The sequence below is a fragment of the Roseivirga sp. BDSF3-8 genome (assembly GCF_041449215.1).
Classification (GTDB): domain Bacteria; phylum Bacteroidota; class Bacteroidia; order Cytophagales; family Cyclobacteriaceae; genus JBGNFV01.
In genome coordinates this window covers 142,345-159,528 of the sequence record NZ_JBGNFV010000002.1, presented here as the reverse complement: position 1 = coordinate 159,528, position 17,184 = coordinate 142,345, and the positions used below count along the sequence as shown (strand labels likewise).

Genomic DNA, 17,184 nt, shown 5'->3' with positions numbered 1-17,184 from the left:
TATGTTGAGATATGTTTAACCCAAGTTTATCTCTATGAAACTTAAATTTTTGATGCTCATGGCCCTGGTAGCGGGCATGCTCTTTGGATGTTCTGAAGAGGACCAGATCCAACCGGAAAAGGAAATTATACCTAAAGGTACGGCTACCATCAATGCAGGAAGTTACCAGCAGAATATCCGTGGCTTTGGCGGGGCCAGTATCCGGGGATGGATACCGGACCTGACTGCTTATGAAACGCAAAAAGCCTTTGACAGAAATAATGGTATAGGGCTTAGTGTACTGCGCGTGCGTGTGTCACCTAACAGCTCAGATTTTGCGGCCGAACGGACGACTATAGACCGGGCCAAGTCTTACGGAGCGACGGTGATTGCCTCAGCATGGACGGCTCCGGCGTATATGAAGTCTAATAATAACACGATCGGTGGTACGCTGAACCCCTCCTCCTATGCTGCGTATGCCAATCACCTGCGGAATTTTGTAAGCACAGTGGGCGGAGTGGCAGCCATAAGCCCGATCAATGAGCCGAACATCGTGGTGAATTATGAGTCAATGGAAATGACTCCGTACGAGGTGGCTAACTTCGTGGCGGCACAGGGACAGAATTGCGGTGCGCCGATCATGGCACCGGAGCCTTTTAACATGAGTCAGTCGTACATAAGCCAGTACCTGAGCAATGCTACTGCTAACTCTAAGACGAGCTACATAGCGGGGCATATATACGGTGCCTCTCCTTATTACTATAACTGGGGCAAGGAGGTGTGGATGACTGAGCATATTACGGACACGAATAATGCCAACAACTGGGGCGGTGCGCTTAATACGGCGAAGGAGATTCATGACTGTATGGTGGCCGGTTACAGCATGTGGACTCACTGGTATATCAGGAGAAGCTACGGCCTGCTGGATGAGAGCAGCAACGTGACGAAACGCGGCTACGTGGTGGCCCAGTTTGCGAAGTGGATACGCCCTGGCTTTAATAAGGTGTCCTGTACGGCTAACCCTACATCCGGGGTGTATACGACTGCGTACAGGAATGGCTCTCAACTGGTGATTGTGGCGGTGAATATGAACTCATCCACCACGTACCAGCCCTTCTCTGTCAATGGTACCTCTGTGTCGGGCTTCAGTCGCTACCGTACTACCAGCTCTTCTAACCTGCAGAATGACAGCTTCTCCGTTTCGGGTAGCAACTTCGGCATAAACCTTCCTCCTTCCAGCGTTACCACTTTGGTTTCCTACTAAAGGCCGGGGTAGTATGAATACATCCGGCTCCCTCCCGCTCTCTGTACCGGGGGCGGGAGGGAATCTTTTACCCCCTTATCTCTATCGCCAAAAAAATACTTGGTATGCATGTAAATCGACCACCTCTGGCAAACAGGCTTCCTGCCTGTCATTCATTCGGCCTAGCCTTTCTCAGCGTTTTATGTATTCTGGCAAGCACCGTTGCTTTTGGACAGGGGGTACCGCTGGTCTATAATCAGGAAAACACCGGTGCCACCTGTCCGTCGCCCGTCTTGCCCTCTTTCAGTGCTCTGCCGAGCGTCCCGCTGTTACCTGATCCTTTTGCCTGGTCGGACGGCAGTGGCCGCTCTACCAGCTTCAGCGACTGGAGGTGCCGCCGGGCTGAGATAAAGGCCGAGATCGAAAACTACGAGATAGGCCCCAAGCCAGACCGGCCGCAAAACATCACTGCCAGCTACTCAGGTGGCACTCTGGCGGTAAATGTTACGGAAAACGGCCATACACTCACACTCACCTCGCAGGTGGTGCTCCCCTCAGGGAGCGGGCCCTTTCCGGCGGTGATTGGTATGGGGGGAAGTTCGGGCAGCCTGCCATCGGCCATTTTCAGCAGCCGTAATATTGCCCGCATTACGTTTAACTACGGCCAGGTAACGGCCCACACACAGGAGCGGGGCAGCGAGCCTATCAATCAGCTTCACCCTGAACTGGAGTACATGGGCTCTTACAGTGCCTGGTCGTGGGGCGTTAGCCGCATCATAGACGGACTGGAACTGGTGCAGGCTCAGCTTCCGATAGACCTGGACCATATCGGGGTGACGGGCTGCTCATTTGCGGGAAAAATGGCCCTCTTCGCCGGCGCTTTTGATGAACGTATCGCCCTTACTATAGCGCAGGAGCCGGGAGGTGGCGGAGCTGCCGCCTGGCGCGTGTCGGAAACACTGGGAGAGGTGGAGACCCTGGGGGCTACGAATCGTTCGTGGTTTATGGAAAGTATGTTCCAGTTCGCCGGCAGCAACGTATCCAAGCTACCGCACGACCACCATGAGCTTATGGCAATGGTAGCTCCGCGCGCGCTGCTGGTGCTGGGTAATCCTGATTATGAGTGGCTTGCAGAAGAGTCGGGGTATGTATCGGCCCGGGCTGCCCATGAGGTATGGAAGGCGTTTGGTGTGGGAGACCGCTTTGGCTTCTCTATCGTGGGGGGCCACGGACACTGCCAGCTACCGGCCAGTCAGTACCCTGAGGTGGAGGCTTTTGTGGATAAATTCCTGCTGGGCAACACTTCTGTAACTACTAATGTAACGAAGCACCCCTTTGCGAATGTAGACCACGCGGGCTGGTATGATTGGTGGGGGGGCTCGACACCCTCTAATCCGGGAGGAAATGAGCAGGTATGGCTGGAGGCGGAATGCGGCACGGTGGGTTCATTATTTAATGAAGTGAGCAGTAGTGCGGCTTCTAATAACAGCTATGTTACGGTACGGTCCGGTAATAACAGCACGGCCGGTGCCCCTGCTGCCAGCGGACAGCTCAGCTACACCTTCAGTGTCAGGGAAGGTGGCAGCTATAAGGTCTGGGGAAGGACGATAACGCCGGGCCCCAATGATGACTCCTTTTGGGTGCGAATGGATGGCGGAAGCTGGGTAAACTGGAACAGCATACCTGCCTCTACCTCGTGGCAGTGGGACGATGTGCATGATTCTAATAATGGCGGGCAGGCTGTTTCTTATAACCTTAGTGCGGGTAGCCATACGCTGAGCATCGCCTACCGGGAAGACGGTGGGCTGCTGGACAAGCTGGTAATAAGCAATACCGGGGTTGCCCCCTCCGGAAGCGGCTCTGCAGCTACTAACTGCTCCGGCGGAGGCAGTGTGACGGTGAGGGCACGGGGCACGACGGGCAGTGAGATCATCAACATCATGATAGATGGCACAATAGCGGCGACTTATACGCTTGGCACGAGCTATCAGACCTACAGCGCCCCCGGCTCGGGCACGGTGAGAATAGCGTTTACTAATGATAACAGCACCCGGGATGTGCAGGTAGACTATGCCATTATCAACGGCACGACGTACGAGGCCGAGAACCAGCCGGTAAACACGGGGGTGTGGCAGAACGGATCCTGCGGGGGAGGGAACAGCGAAATGCTGCACTGTAATGGCTACATTGAGTTCAGTGGCAGTGGCTCACGGCTACCCGGCTCACCCACAGATGAGCGAAGCGCGGAGGTGAGTATCTACCCAAATCCTGCGTGTGATGTGCTCACGGCCACCGTACCTTCTCCCGGCGGGGAGGCAAGCCTGTCCCTTTATCATATCAACGGTAAACTGGCAAGGGAGGTCAGCCTAACGCAGGGTAAAAATGAGATAGGCCTTAGCGGGCTGGAGTCAGGTGTGTATATCCTCCGTATCTGCCAGGGGGAGGAGGTAATGACGAGGAAGTTACTGAGGAGGTGATGCGCCTTAGCACCATATGTACGAATAAGAAAGGGTGCCTTCATCAGGGCACCCTTTCTTATTTGTTATGAGCTAGCTTTAAAGGCAAAGTAGGTGAAGGCCCCTCATTCCACTACTTCATAATAGAAGCAGGCGCCTCCTTTTCTGTCGGGCTGCGCGCCCGGGGCATCTGCGGAGCAAAGGCTTCCGGCATGGGGGTCAGCAAAAAGGTAGCGGTGGCTGTATAATGACATGAGCATGAGGTCTCCGCGCAGCATGTCCTGCCACTGGAAGGTGCTGGCTTCTCCCCTGTCCTCTTCTTCTATACGTACCTCTGCCATGCCTGCCTGGCCTTTTACGGTTACATAGCCACCGGAAGCAAGGGACTGCAGGGCAATACGGCCTCTGCCCCTGTCTATTACTCTGAAGAGCGCAGCGTCACCGGCGGCAAAAGGCGATCCTTTCGCTACCGGCCGCAGGTGGTTACGCCAGTTTACCAGTACTGTACTATCTGCCAGGCTTGTAAGCTTTACCACCTTTCCTAGTGGGATAGGGCGGGTAGGGCGCGGCCTGATCATACTAAACCTATCAAAATCTGCATGGCCTCCATCGGTATGCGTTTCATTATAGGCGAACAGGGCATATCGTACACCCTGAAATGTCTTTAGCTGGTAAGGCATCACGATCTTACCGCCTATAGCTTCATACCGTTTGCCGTCCAGGCTGTAGCTGAACTGTGCCGTATCTGAATCAAAATCAGTATGTACCCGCAGCCATACTTTGTTCTGCTTCAGCGGCTGATCCAGCGTTTCCTGTTTCTGCTGATCAAAAAAGCGGAGTGTGAGCTTCTTCTCTTCTTTCCTCACGCCGAGCCAGGCATAGGGCAGATTAAGCAGGCCGAGGCCGGCCACATCACCGGCCCGCAGCCCAGAAGCATCCAGCAGGGTCAGGGCATAGGCCTCAGGCCCAAGGCCGCGTTGGGTGAGGGTATTTGGTGCCTCCCAGAAGGAGGGTGCTGCCCGGGGGTGTAGCCTGAGGTACCCTTCCCTTTCCTGCAAAGACCAGCCGGAACTGTCGGGCACATGGTTCCACTGCCAGGCATTGGCGAGTTGCGGACCGGCAAAATCGTCGTCATGCTCAAAGGGAGCTTTTGGCTCACTGGTAAACCCTGTTTCGGGCTTGACCCAGGTGCGGGGGGAGCGGTTCAGGTTTCCGGGCAGGCCAAAGTGGGGCCAGCCGTCTTTCCATGTGACGGGTGAGAGGGCGGTAACCCGGCCCACGGAGTTATGGTCCAGCATAGACCAGCCCCACCATTCTCCGGACTGGGTCTGTACTATGCCGCCCTGATGCATGGGGATGCACCCGACATGATTGGGTGGATAGGCTGTGAGATTGTAAGGTGGTTCTCCGCCTGTGTCCCAGAGACGCCAGCCGGTACCTACGCCGAGGTTTTCCTCGGCACTCATCACGTTTACTTCGTAGGGCCCGTAAGGATTGTCTGCGCGCAGGCATACCTGGTAGCAGACGGGATCATAATTGGTATTGGTGATGTAGTAGCGCCCGTCAATTTTATAGAAATGACAGCCCTCTCCTGCTCCACTACCGGCGGGCACTACTACCTGCTGGGTACCGGGCACTATGTCCATCAGATCAGGGGTAAGCTCGGCGATTTTCAGTTCGTTATAGTCCCATACGGCATACACTTTTCCGTCATCATCAAACAGGACGGAGAGGTCATGAAGGGTGGCATTCATCTTTTGCCGCTTCCAGGGGCCTGCGGGATCTGTGGCTGTAAAGACGAGGGTACCGTACCGGTTTACATTAGTGAAGATATAGAAGACTCCTTCATGATAGCGCAGACAGGGGGCCCATATGCCCTGTCCATATTTATTTTGACCATCCTGCAGCCGGTAGGCGGGCCCCAGGTCGAGTACGGGACTGGCGTAGGTGAGTAGCTCCCAGTTTACCAGATCACGGGAGTGCAGCACGGGGAGGCCGGGCATGGCGTGCATGGTGGTGCCTGTCATGTAGTAATCATCGCCTACACGGATGAGGTCAGGGTCAGAGAACTCTTCGTAAAAGAGGGGATTGGTAAAGGTACCATTGCCGTTATCGGCCGTCCAGGGACCGGCATCAGGTTGCCTGGCATGAATGATGGCATGAGAAAAAAGTAAAAGGACAAGTAGCAGGGCGGGTCTTATCATGATAGGTAGTAAAAGAAAACCCGGCACTCAGGCCGGGTTTTAACATGAAGAATATTACACAAACGGAAACAACAAAAGCACTAATTACTGCTCTTCTACTACTCGAACATTATCGATGTAATACGTATTGGCTTCCTGGCCCATATCGAAAACGATCACCGTTTCGGTCTGGTCAGGGTCAGTATCATTAACGGTAAAGCTCCAGGTCACTTCCTGCCACTGGGTACCAATGCTCTGGTCACCCTGATAGGATGCATTGGGCTGGGTAGAAAGTCTGATACTACCGCCATCAGACTCAGCCTTTACCCAGTAGCTGACAAAGTAGGTCTTACCCTCTGTAGTAGGGAACGGGTTACTGGCTACCTGTACGCGCCACTGCTGGCCGGGGTATGCGGTAGGGTTTATTACCTTCATGGAACGGCTACCGGTGAGCACCTCATCGGATCCGGTACCTACTGTGACGGTAGCATCGCCGGAAGGGTTACCTGTATTGTAAATGTTCCAGTTCTCAAGGGAGGAAGCATCCCCCTGCTCAAATCCGCCACTCAGCACCACAGAGGGCTGGCAGGCGGTAAGGCTACCGTTAGCTTCACAGCTTATAAAGGAAAACTCTGTATCGGTACGGGTACCGGAGCTGGATATCAGGTAAAAATTATCCCCATCCTGCGCTCCTGAGGGAACACTGAGGGTTAGGCTACTGCCGGTCTGGCTCACTATTGTACCGGCAGCAGCGCCTATACCGGCTTCCTCTACCGCATCAAGATTAGTCCCTATCAGGGTAATTTCATCACCGGCAAACCCTGACATGGGGTATACGAGGCTAACAGAAGGGTTAGCCACAACCTCTATCTGGGCATAGGCTCTCTCCTGTCCGGAGAATATCAATACCACATCCACCATACCCAGCGAAGGAGCGGGGTCTATGGGTACGGTAAAGGTTACAGCACTTTCGGAAGCCTCCACGTCGGGGGAAAGCTGGCCGTCTATCATGACAAACTCCACTCCACTGAGGTTATTTCCGAGCACTGTACTCTCGGCTCCGGCGCCGGTCACATTGTTTTCAAAGCCAGTGATCCGGCTGCTTACGTCTACCGTATTATTGCCGGGAGGCGGTCCCGTCAGTTTATCGGTCTCTTCATCATCGCAACTGAAGGCAAATACACTAAGGCCCATCAGAAAGCAAATATTGAGTATATGTCGTGTTAAATAGTTCATTATTGATTCACGGTTCATTGTGCTTAATTATACCCTTCGTTCTGAGGATACCTTCCATCCGGTGTGGTAGGGTCGATAGCAAGGTCTATCTGATCCTGCGGAATGGGGCGATACCTGTGGAAAGGCTGGATGTTAGGTGCGGCTATGGAATTGTACAGGCGTACACGCTCTACCAGCTTTTCGGTACGCTTCAGGTCAAACCAGCGCTTCATTTCGCCCGCCAGTTCTCTGGATCTCTCATCCAGGATGAAGTCGATATCCACCTCACCGGCAGTGATTTCCATATTGCTCTCCATACCGGGATAGGCAGCACGGCGACGAAGTGTATTTATGTACTGGGCCGCGAGGCCAGGGTTACCGGACATAAGGGCAGCCTCTGCACCAATCAGGTAGGTCTCTCCAAGCCTGTGGGCGAGGTAAGGGCGGTAAGAACCCACGTTAGGGTTATCTTCTGTGCCGTCCTGGGGTCTTTCGACCGCATTGTGCTTGCTAAGCGAAGGATAGTAGTCGTCCTGTGCAGCTACTTCGCTGGGGTCGTACACTACATAGCCTCTTCTGCCCTGCTCAAGGTCAGACAGCTCAAAGGTAGGCATGTAAAGGGCTGTATCACCCACCTCGTATTTGTACTCGCCTACCATGGAGGGGTCAATATAACCGGCTGTTACATCAGATTCGGTCCATACAGGCAGTGTCTCCTCATCGTTGGCATACCATACGGTCTGGAAGGACTTATGGTAGCGTGAATCAACGTCTGTGTTAACGAATACACTGTTCAGCAGGAAATCGGTTGGTTTCATACGAATCCATGGGCGGCCATTGGTCACATCACGGATGAGGCCGTCCACATCACGGAAGTAGAAGCACCTGTAGTAGAAGTTGGCGCGGTTTTGAAGAAACTGCTCATCGCCCCCTACAAAGGGTTCAATATTGGTGTAATCAGGATCCCCGTTACGGTTGGCAGAGAAGAGTATCTCATTATTATACTCATTACCCTCTCTGTGCACATCAGCATAATCGCTTAGGAGGGTGGCACCATAATTCGCAGTAGGTGAATTAGGGTCAGGGATCAGGCGCTGTACGGCCATGAGGGCACTGTCATAATCTGCATTATTATCCAGCAACCAGGCACGGGTAAGGTAAGCCTTGGCGAGCAGGTGCAAAGCAGAAGCTTTCCACACGCGTCCGTCTCCGCTTGAAGAAGGCGGTAATGCTTCCTCGGCATCCTTGAGGTCCTGAATGATGGCTTCGTACACCTCTTCTTCAGAAGCGCGTGACGCGGCCACTGTAGGGTTGGTGTTAAAGCGCAGGGGTCCGGCACCCAGGTCAAGGGTCACGCCCCCGTACTGCTGGACGAGGATAAAGTACCAGTGTGCACGAAGGTATTTGGCCTCACCGATAAGCCTGTTCAGTTCGGCCTCGCCCAGGTCATCCACATCCTGTCCGAGCTCTATCACTCCATTACAGGTATTGATGGCCGGATAAGCACGGTTCCAAGCTGTTGAAACAACACCACTGGCGGGCGTAAGCAGGTAGGTGTTTACCTCAGGGTTATTCGCCTGGTCTCCTTCGGTCCATTCGTCTGTACCGAAGTCAGTCATGTCCATCCCACCCATAGAACCATACCAGTAACGGAAATAAGCATAGGCGGCATTCACTCCTCGCTCCACACCCGCACCGGTGTTAAAGTAATCAGGGGTAAGGTCAGACCTTGGCTGCTCGTCCAGTATATCCTGGCAGCCATAGGTAGACATGGATATTAATGCGATCGTTAAAAGATATTTAAACCTCTTCATATTCATTTTCACTAAAGTCTGATTAGAAGGACACATTTACACCGAACAGGTAGGTTCTGACAGGAGGTGTATCCGGTGACACCACCAGGTTGTTGCCCAGGCCGGGCGTGACACTGTTAGTGGTACCTCTGCCGGTAGGCTCGGGGTCGAGCCCGCCATAATCCACGTAGTCAGAGAAAAATGCCTGGAACGGATTGCTCACCGTTGCATACACACGGGCCGATTTCAGTCCGAGGTTGTCGAGGAAGCTCGGAGGAAGGGTATATCCAAGGTTGATGCTACGTATTTTCATGAAGTCACCGGAGAAATAGCCGGTGGTGCTACCGAAACGTACGGTGTTACGGCCGGGGCGGGGAAACTCATTGGTAGGGTTGTCCTCTGTCCAGTAGTCCACATCAGGGCCGTTACGTCTGCCTTCAAGACTGTTGACAGGGTAGGCGGAGTTCATCTGGTAGAGGGTGCTTACGAGCTCGTTACCAAAGCTACCGAAGGTAACCACTGCCAGGTCAAAGCCCATGTATCTGGCTCTTGCTGTAAATCCGAAGCTCCATTTAGGATCGAGCTGACCGAGTATTACGCGGTCGTCACCGTCAATGTCGCCATCGCCATCCTGGTCTTTCACCCTGATGTCACCGGGAGCCTGTCCGTAAACTGCAGCTTCGTCAGCTTCATCCAGTTGCCAGATACCGATCTTCTCATAATCAAAGAGTACGTTAATAGGCTCGCCTACGAACCAGCCATTGTCTATGTTCTGGTCGCGGCCTTCGGTAAGCTGAAGGATCTCGGTACGGTAGCTGGTAAAGTTAAGGTCAAATCCTAAGCCGAACTCATCGCGGCTGGTGGCCTCTATAGCCTCGCCGGACATCTGAATTTCGATACCTTCACCCATGGTCTCACCGATGTTTTGGGTATAGCTACCTACGATACCTGAGGTAATGGGCAGGTCTACATCCTGCAGTACGCCATCTGTGCGGTTATTAAAGTAGTCCACACTACCCGTGATACGGTTGGTAAACAGGCCGAAGTCCACCCCCACGTTCATGGAGTTTGTAAACTCCCAGGTAAGCTCGGTATTAGGGAGGTTAGATACGTAAAAGCCTATCACCCCGTTTTCAGGGCCAAAGTTATAGCGGATCTGGTCAAGCTGACCGATAGAGCGGTAAGGGGCAATGGCCTGGTTGGAGGTACGGCCATAACCGGCTCTCAGCTTCAAAGCGGATAATACGGGGTTACCCTGCAGGAAAGGCTCATTGTGAACATTCCAGCCTACCGCAAAGGCAGGGTAGGTAAACCACTCATTACCATCGGCCAGACGGGAGGAGCCGTCACGACGTACGGTTACGGTAGCTACGTAGCGGTCCTTATAGTTATAGTTGGCGCGCGCCATGAATGACATGATGCCCCATCGGGTGTAGTTAAACACATCCTGGGGTACGGTTGTATTCGCAGAAAGTGAAAGGTTATAATACAACAGATCGTCCGCCAGGAGGCCTACTGCATTGACCCCACTTTGGTTATACTCTTCTTCCTGTACACTGTAAAGACCGGTAAAGTTAAGGGAGTGGTCACCGAATGAGCGCTCGTAGTTGATCAGGTTCTCGATAGTATAGCTCCAGCGGTCGCTGTTACGCACATAAGCAGCATTGCCATTGTCTATATTTCTCATAGGGGTTACTGCACCGTAAAATGCCCCGTACTCATCCTGGCTGTAGTCGAAGCCGGCATTCAGCTTATAGCTCAGGCCTTCTACAGGAAGTTTGATCTGCAGGTAGCCGGTATTAAAGGTGCGAATTCTGCGGCGCTCCTCAATCCAGTTATCTTCCCGGTATAGCGTAAGGGGGTTTACCAGATTAGGGTCAAGGCTGCCTACGGCAGGGGTTTCATTTATCTCACCGTTCTCATTATATGGATTATAAAGAGGGCTCAGGGTAAGGATATTGAACATAGGGCTGGCGCTCTCCCCATCACGGTATGAGATAGAGTTCAGCGAGCTAATGCCTATTGATAACCAGTCATTTACTTCCTGATCCAGCGATAGCTTGGCATTATATCGCTCAAATCCCTGGCCGGGAAATACGGTGGTTTGGTTAAAATACCCTGCAGAAACTGCATAACGGGTGGTCTCACTACCGCCACTGACGCTGAGGTTATGGTTATTGATAAGGCCATCATCTATCAGGAGGTCCTGCCAGTTAGTACTGCGTCCGTTCAGCAGAGACTCACGTTCAGCAGGCGTAAAGTTTGACTCGGTATATAATTTCAGCGCGGCAAACTCCTGTCCATCCATAAGGTCATATTCACCCAGGGTGGTGGTATAACCGGTATAGCCATTGTAACTGAATGATGTTTGTCCGGGCTGACCTCTCTTGGTGGTAATAAGGATTACCCCGTTAGCCCCTCTTGAGCCGTAAATGGCCGTTGCAGAGGCATCTTTAAGCACGTTAAAGGATACGATGTCATTGGGGTTGATATCATTCAGGCTTCCGCTGTAGGGAATACCATCCACCACAATAAAAGGCTCATTGGCTCCGCCACTAAGTGAGCGGTTGCCCCTGATCCTGATCTGCGGGTCGCCACCGGGGCGTGCTGAGGTCTGGGTGATCTGCACACCCGCTATGCGGCCTTTAAGAGCCGAGGCTACCCCTTCTGCAGCAGGAACTTCAGCTATTTTTTCAGCATCGACAGACACGAGTGAGCCGGTGACGTCACTGCGTTTTTGGGATCCGTAACCAACTACTACCACTTCCTGAAGCATCTCAAGGCTTTCGGCCAACTGAATGTCGATGGTCCGTCTGCCATTGACAGGCACCTCTATGGATTCATACCCTACATAACTAAAGACAAGGGTATCACTGGCAGGTACATTAGAAAGTGTATAGCGGCCCTCTATGTCGGTGGTGGCACCGATAGTGGTGCCTTTCAGCAGAACAGTTACGCCTGGCAAAGCTTCATCATCGCTTACGCCACCTGTAACCTGACCGGATACTGTGATCCTGTCCTGCGCTTGAAGTGATCCTATGGACAGTCCGAAAACCAGGAACACAAGGGCCACTACCCTGTGCCGGCTTCTCCGGGCGCCATTGAACCATAGTAGACGTTCTCTCATATTTGTAATTTTTACGGTTTAGGTTGCCACTAACTTTGATCACCCGGAACTTACCGGAGCTTTCATTCATAAAAATAAATAAAAGTTTTTCATTTGCAATCGATTGCGTAAACTTATTTCTAAAAAAGCGTAAATTGCCCTATATGATAAATGTAAAATCCGCAAAAAATTGCTTTTTAAAAGATTTAAACTACATTTAAAAGCTGACAAGGTTTCTACACAATCAATTGTGTAAAATCATGCAATCAAAGCAATAAAGTTGCGTAAACTTATTTCTCATTAACCCAATTAAATAAAGGTCACATGCACCTGAGATCATTTACCGCCCTGACAGCCATGATGCTGCCGGTCCTGCTCGGCACGGCATGCAGCAATGATACATCTGATAACACCTCTGATATACAGGAGCCCGTCAATGAAACGGAAGAGCCGGCCGACAGCCTTACACCTATTATAACGGACCTGTATACGGCAGACCCTTCTGCCCATGTGTTTGAGGGCAAGCTATACCTGTACCCTTCACACGACTATGAATCCGGCATACCTGAGGATGACCTGGGCAGCCACTTTGATATGAAAGACTACCATGTCTTTTCTATGGACAGCGTAGGCGGCGAAATCACTGACCACGGGGTGGCTCTCTCTGTAGAGGATGTACCCTGGGCAGAAAGGCAAATGTGGGCGCCTGATGCAGCCGAGAAGGACGGCACTTACTATCTCTATTTTCCTGCCAAAGATAAGGAGGGCATATTTCATATAGGAGTGGCGTCAGCAGACAATCCGGCAGGTCCCTTTACCCCCCGGCCTGAGCCTATAGAGGGCAGCTACAGCATAGACCCTGCCGTATTTAAGGACACGGACGGCTCTTATTATATGTACTTTGGCGGTATATGGGGAGGACAGCTACAGCGCTGGAGCTCCGGGGAGTATAGCGGGGAAGACACGTACCCCGCAGAGGATGCCCCGGCTCTAAGTGCAAAAATAGTGAAGCTCAGCGATGATATGACCTCATTTGCCGAAGCCCCCAGGGACGTGGACCTGCTGGATAAAGCGGGTAACCCTATTATGGTAAGTGATAACGACCGCAGGTTTTTTGAAGCTGCCTGGGTACATAAGTATAATGACACGTATTACTTCTCTTACTCTACAGGAGACACTCACAATATTGCCTATGGGATGGGTGACAGCCCTTACGGCCCCTTTACTTACCAGGGTGTGATACTAAAGCCTGTACTGGGCTGGACAAACCACCACTCGATAGTAGAATATAATGGCAAGTGGTACCTGTTCTTCCACGACAGTTCACTGAGTGGCGGACAGACACACTTGCGCAGTGTAAAAGTAACTGAACTTACTTACAATGAAGACGGCACCATACATACGATTGATGCAATGGTGAAGGCAGAGCCCTGATTCCCTTGATCCAACTCTGCTAACACTTACAAAAGCCAGGTGATTTTATTGCCTGGCTTTTTTTAGTTTATATACACCGGTAGCAAGCGCTGCGACAGAGTATGCGAGCTGTTCCGTACATAGAACCTACTATGGCCCTGGCGATTACCCTTGCCACTGAGCATCCGATAAGTAAAGCCTGCTGTTTCACTCTTATTCCAATGATGGCTACTATAGCCTCTGATCCGAGGCGGCCTGCATAGGATCCGTCGGCTATTTGCACCCTGCTGCCTTAAAACGACCCCAGCGGAATGCCGCCCAGCGGAATGCCGCCCAGACGTTAAGCAAACAGTGTGCATAGGGCAGTTGTGGGTATAGCAACAGTGTGCCAGACGGTGGGGACCCCGCTATACAGCGGGGATTAGTGCTTGACTGGGACTTAATGCCTTACTTCTATATGGCTTTTCTTTTTGGTGCCATCAGTGCGACAAGGCTCACTGTAACAGAGGCGGGTGGGCTGCGTGCCTACGGCACTTAGGGGGTTCTTCGGTTCTATTGGCTACAAAGGCGTCGTCCCGATGGGGCTGGTGGAGGCTCTTATGCTACATTCTGCATGGGTTTTGAAAGGTGGATTGTTGGACATCCGATGGCGGGCCCAGCGATAGCCGGACCACCGAAAGTCGGACCTCCCGTATGCGGGCCACCCCGAAATAAAACACGCCTTCGCGTTTTTATTTCCCCCCTCCTGGACTCAGGAGGGGAATTTTGGTGCTTAGCTTGTGGACTATGCGCCTGTTAGGCCAGGGTTGGACCGACATACCGGCGGGGACAGAATTAGAAGTTGCCGTATCTGACTGCATGGAGATACATTCTGCAAGGACCTCCGAAAGTCGGCCCAGCGAAAGTCGGACCTCTCCTGGACTCAGGAGGGGAGCTTGGTGCTTAGCTTGTGGACTATGCGCCTGTTAGGCTAGTGGGGATAGGAGCTACCTCCGGGCAAAGAGCCAGACGACGCCTCGCGGAGTGCAACTCCCGGAGTGCGACTCCCGGAGTGCAACTCCGCGGTAGCTAAGGAGGAATTTTACCGCCTAGCTTGTGGGCTATGCTTGCAGACGGGCGGCTGACGAGCATTTTTGGGTTTTGTGACCCTTCCCTGCTTTCTTGCCAGACGGGACAAGACGCGATGAATCGCGTCTCTACAGGCAGGGGTGGTTTAGATGACCTGGTGGGTTTATTATTTGCTGATTGACGCAGGCGCCTGGGTTGTGAGGACTGAATTGCCTTTTACGGGGGAAGGTACATGGGGTGATCATATAGAATGGTTTGCTGAGAAGGTGAGGTAGCTTGTTTACTGTTTCATGAAATAGTTATATATACATCTCCACATAGGTTATGCTCATATGCTTATAGGATACCCACGGGATACCCACGGGATACCCACAGGATGGGCAGAGGGTAAAAAAGGGACTGATATAAAATATATTATACTTTGAGGTGCCGGGGGCTTTCTTATAGGCTCATACTATATACTGATAATCTTACCTGAAATACGGGGGAACAGTGTGTGGGATTAATTTTGACAGCAATAAACATGAAATAAAAGCTGAGGAAAGAATGGCTGTCATAGAGAATAATCCATGGATAGAAGGGGCGCGAGGTATGGTGCGGGGCGCGATCGTGTACCGGCAGCGGGCGGGCAGGACGATTGTGTCTGCCCGGCCGGCCACATCATCGAGGCCTCTGAGTGAGAAGCAAAAGGCGCATCACAGACGGTTCAGGGAGGCTACGGCGTATAGCAAGCGGGTGAAGGAGGATGATGGGCTGTTTGCGAAGTATGCGGCAGCGGCGGAGGGCTTTATTTCGTGGCAGAACCTGGCGGTGAGGGACTATATGCATGCTCCGGTGGTGGAAAAGGTGGTAGCAGAGGAGTTTACGGGGAAGGCGGGTGAGGTGCTGGAGGTGTATGGGTCTGATGACTTTGGCATTTGTTCTTTGCAGGTGAGGGTGATGGATGGCAGGGGTGCTGTATTGGAAAGTGGTGAGTGCAACGAGTTGATGGTGAATGAGGTGTATGCTTATAACCTGAAAAGGGATGTGGATCTGGTGAATGGGGTAAGGGTACGGGTGGAAGCGGCTGACGCAGCAGGAAATGTGACGGTATATGAGGAGGAACTAGTGGCAGGGGGTGATGGGGTTGGATCGAATTTACCGGCTAATGGTGGGGCCTCTGTGGATAGGGACAGAGGGGTGGATGGGTTGCGTGCCTATGGGCTACAAAGGCGAGGTTCCGATGGGGCCGTTATGGTGTTAGGCGCAGGCGATGAGGGATTAAAAATACCCTGGCGACAAAGTGGGCTGCGTGCCTACGGCACTTAGGTTTCTTCGGTTCTATTGGCTACAAAGGCGTGGTCCCGATGGGACTGGTGGGGGCTCTCATGCAACATTCTGCATGGTTTTGAAAGGTGGATTGTTGGACCATAGGTAGTAGGCCTAGCGATAGTAGGACCCCGATAGTCGGACCTCGAAAGTCGAACCTCCCGGATGCGGGCCACCGAAAGTCGGACCACCGAGTGTCGGGCCACCGAGTGTCGGGCCACCCCGAAATAAAACACGCCTTCGCGTTTTTATCCCCCCCTCCTGGACTCAGGAGGGGAATTTTGGTGCTTAGCTTATGGGCCGGGCTTGCAGACGGGCGGCTGATGAGCATTTTTTGGGTTTTGTGACCCTTCCCTGATTTCTTGCCGGACGGGACAAGGCGCGATGAATCGCGCCTCTACAGGCAGAGGTGATTTAGCTTGCGGCTATGGACACCTGTGCGGGTAAAGCAAAATGTCTGGACCACCGGAGGCCGGATGGGACAACTCCGCGGGTTTAGTGTGGGGATGATGGGTTAGGTTTTAGCGATTCCCAACAGCATCTCTCACCGATGGGGGCCCCGTCATACGACGGGGACTGGTGCTATTTGGGTATGGATAATGGACACTAATTATCCACTAGCCATTATCTTTTCAAAGAACCTCTATTCTCGCTTTTAGCTGCCTCACTTCTGCCTCCATAAGCAGTAGTTTGTAGCCTGGGGGTATGCGGATGGCTTTTTTGCGGAGCAGGGCCAGGTGGCTGGCGGCCTCGTGTTGTGTTTTACGGGCTGTAGCCAGCAGGGCGGGGGGAGCATTATTCTGTTGGAGGTGACTGGTAATCTCCTGTGCTTCACTGAGTATTTGCAGGGCATTGGTCTCTGCCAGGTCATGCATATAGCGCTGGGCCTGTAGCCTTTGCAGGGCTTTTTCTTTCAGGTAGAGGGTGGCCTTCAGCTTGTTACGCAGCTCGCTTTGGCGAAAGCGGGCGACCTGCAGGTCTGCGGGTTTAAACCTGATGGCGGGGCGGTTGGCCGGGGTGGTTTTGTTTGATTCCTGCTGCCGGGTATGGTGTGCTGCCCTTTGGGTGAGCAGGTGCATGGAGAGGCCGGTCAGGCGCGCAAGGCCCATCATGGTACCTCTGTGGGGGCAATGCCTGCCGCTTTCTATCTTACTTATGGTGCTTTGGTGTACGAGAAGGCGCTCGGCCATCTCCCTCTGGTTCAGGCCCATGCTCTGTCGGGCGTATTTGAAAAGGCTGGGATAGTGTATCGCTTTCATGTTCGGTCTTTAAGGTTCGGTTAAAGGAGATGAAGGCAATGTCGCATGAGTAAGGGAAATTTTAAAACTATATGCATGTTTTGTGAATGGCTCTTGTGCCTTAACACCTCTCTTGTGAAGTGTGCTATATATTGCTGAAGTAAATTCCCCCAGTCAGGTAA

Annotated in this window: 9 protein-coding genes; 4 read left to right on the top strand and 5 right to left on the bottom strand. The window is 52.6% G+C overall.

Going from position 1 to position 17,184, the window contains the following annotated elements; all coding sequences use genetic code 11:
* The first annotated feature begins 34 nt into the window (after window positions 1–34).
* Window positions 35–1,243 (top strand): hypothetical protein, encoded by a 1,209-nt coding sequence (locus tag AB9P05_RS24415; protein ID WP_371911522.1) that lies wholly within the window; start codon window positions 35–37, stop codon window positions 1,241–1,243.
* Between the two features lie 104 nt (window positions 1,244–1,347).
* Window positions 1,348–3,699, top strand: coding sequence for a T9SS type A sorting domain-containing protein (locus tag AB9P05_RS24410; protein WP_371911521.1), 2,352 nt, complete (start codon window positions 1,348–1,350; stop codon window positions 3,697–3,699).
* Between the two features lie 104 nt (window positions 3,700–3,803).
* Here the strand turns inward: AB9P05_RS24410 and AB9P05_RS24405 are convergent, their stop codons facing one another.
* The 4 genes from AB9P05_RS24405 to AB9P05_RS24390 form a co-directional block, all read right to left on the bottom strand.
* Entirely contained in the window at window positions 3,804–5,882 is a 2,079-nt protein-coding gene (locus AB9P05_RS24405; protein WP_371911520.1) for a family 43 glycosylhydrolase, read from the bottom strand.
* 84 nt (window positions 5,883–5,966) lie between these two features.
* Complete coding sequence (locus AB9P05_RS24400) at window positions 5,967–7,097, bottom strand: carbohydrate binding domain-containing protein (RefSeq protein WP_371911519.1); 1,131 nt, start codon at window positions 7,095–7,097, stop codon at window positions 5,967–5,969.
* Window positions 7,098–7,120: 23 nt separating this feature from the next.
* Complete coding sequence (locus AB9P05_RS24395; protein WP_371911518.1) at window positions 7,121–8,890, bottom strand: RagB/SusD family nutrient uptake outer membrane protein; 1,770 nt, start codon at window positions 8,888–8,890, stop codon at window positions 7,121–7,123.
* 22 nt (window positions 8,891–8,912) lie between these two features.
* Window positions 8,913–11,996 carry a SusC/RagA family TonB-linked outer membrane protein gene (locus AB9P05_RS24390; RefSeq protein WP_371911517.1) on the bottom strand — a complete coding sequence of 1,028 codons (3,084 nt, stop codon included), beginning with the start codon at window positions 11,994–11,996 and terminating at the stop codon, window positions 8,913–8,915.
* 303 nt (window positions 11,997–12,299) lie between these two features.
* On the opposite strand from AB9P05_RS24390, the gene AB9P05_RS24385 reads away from it, so the two are divergent.
* Together AB9P05_RS24385 and AB9P05_RS24380 are read left to right on the top strand one after the other, a co-directional pair.
* On the top strand, window positions 12,300–13,409 hold the full coding sequence (locus AB9P05_RS24385; protein ID WP_371911516.1) for a glycoside hydrolase family 43 protein: 1,110 nt from the start codon (window positions 12,300–12,302) through the stop codon (window positions 13,407–13,409).
* 1,593 nt (window positions 13,410–15,002) lie between these two features.
* The gene (locus AB9P05_RS24380; protein ID WP_371911515.1) at window positions 15,003–15,764 is read left to right on the top strand and encodes a hypothetical protein; all 762 of its coding nucleotides are present in this window, start codon (window positions 15,003–15,005) and stop codon (window positions 15,762–15,764) included.
* 632 nt (window positions 15,765–16,396) lie between these two features.
* Here the strand turns inward: AB9P05_RS24380 and AB9P05_RS24375 are convergent.
* Window positions 16,397–17,023, bottom strand: coding sequence for a helix-turn-helix domain-containing protein (locus AB9P05_RS24375; protein WP_371911514.1), 627 nt, complete (start codon window positions 17,021–17,023; stop codon window positions 16,397–16,399).
* Between the last annotated feature and the right edge of the window lie 161 nt (window positions 17,024–17,184).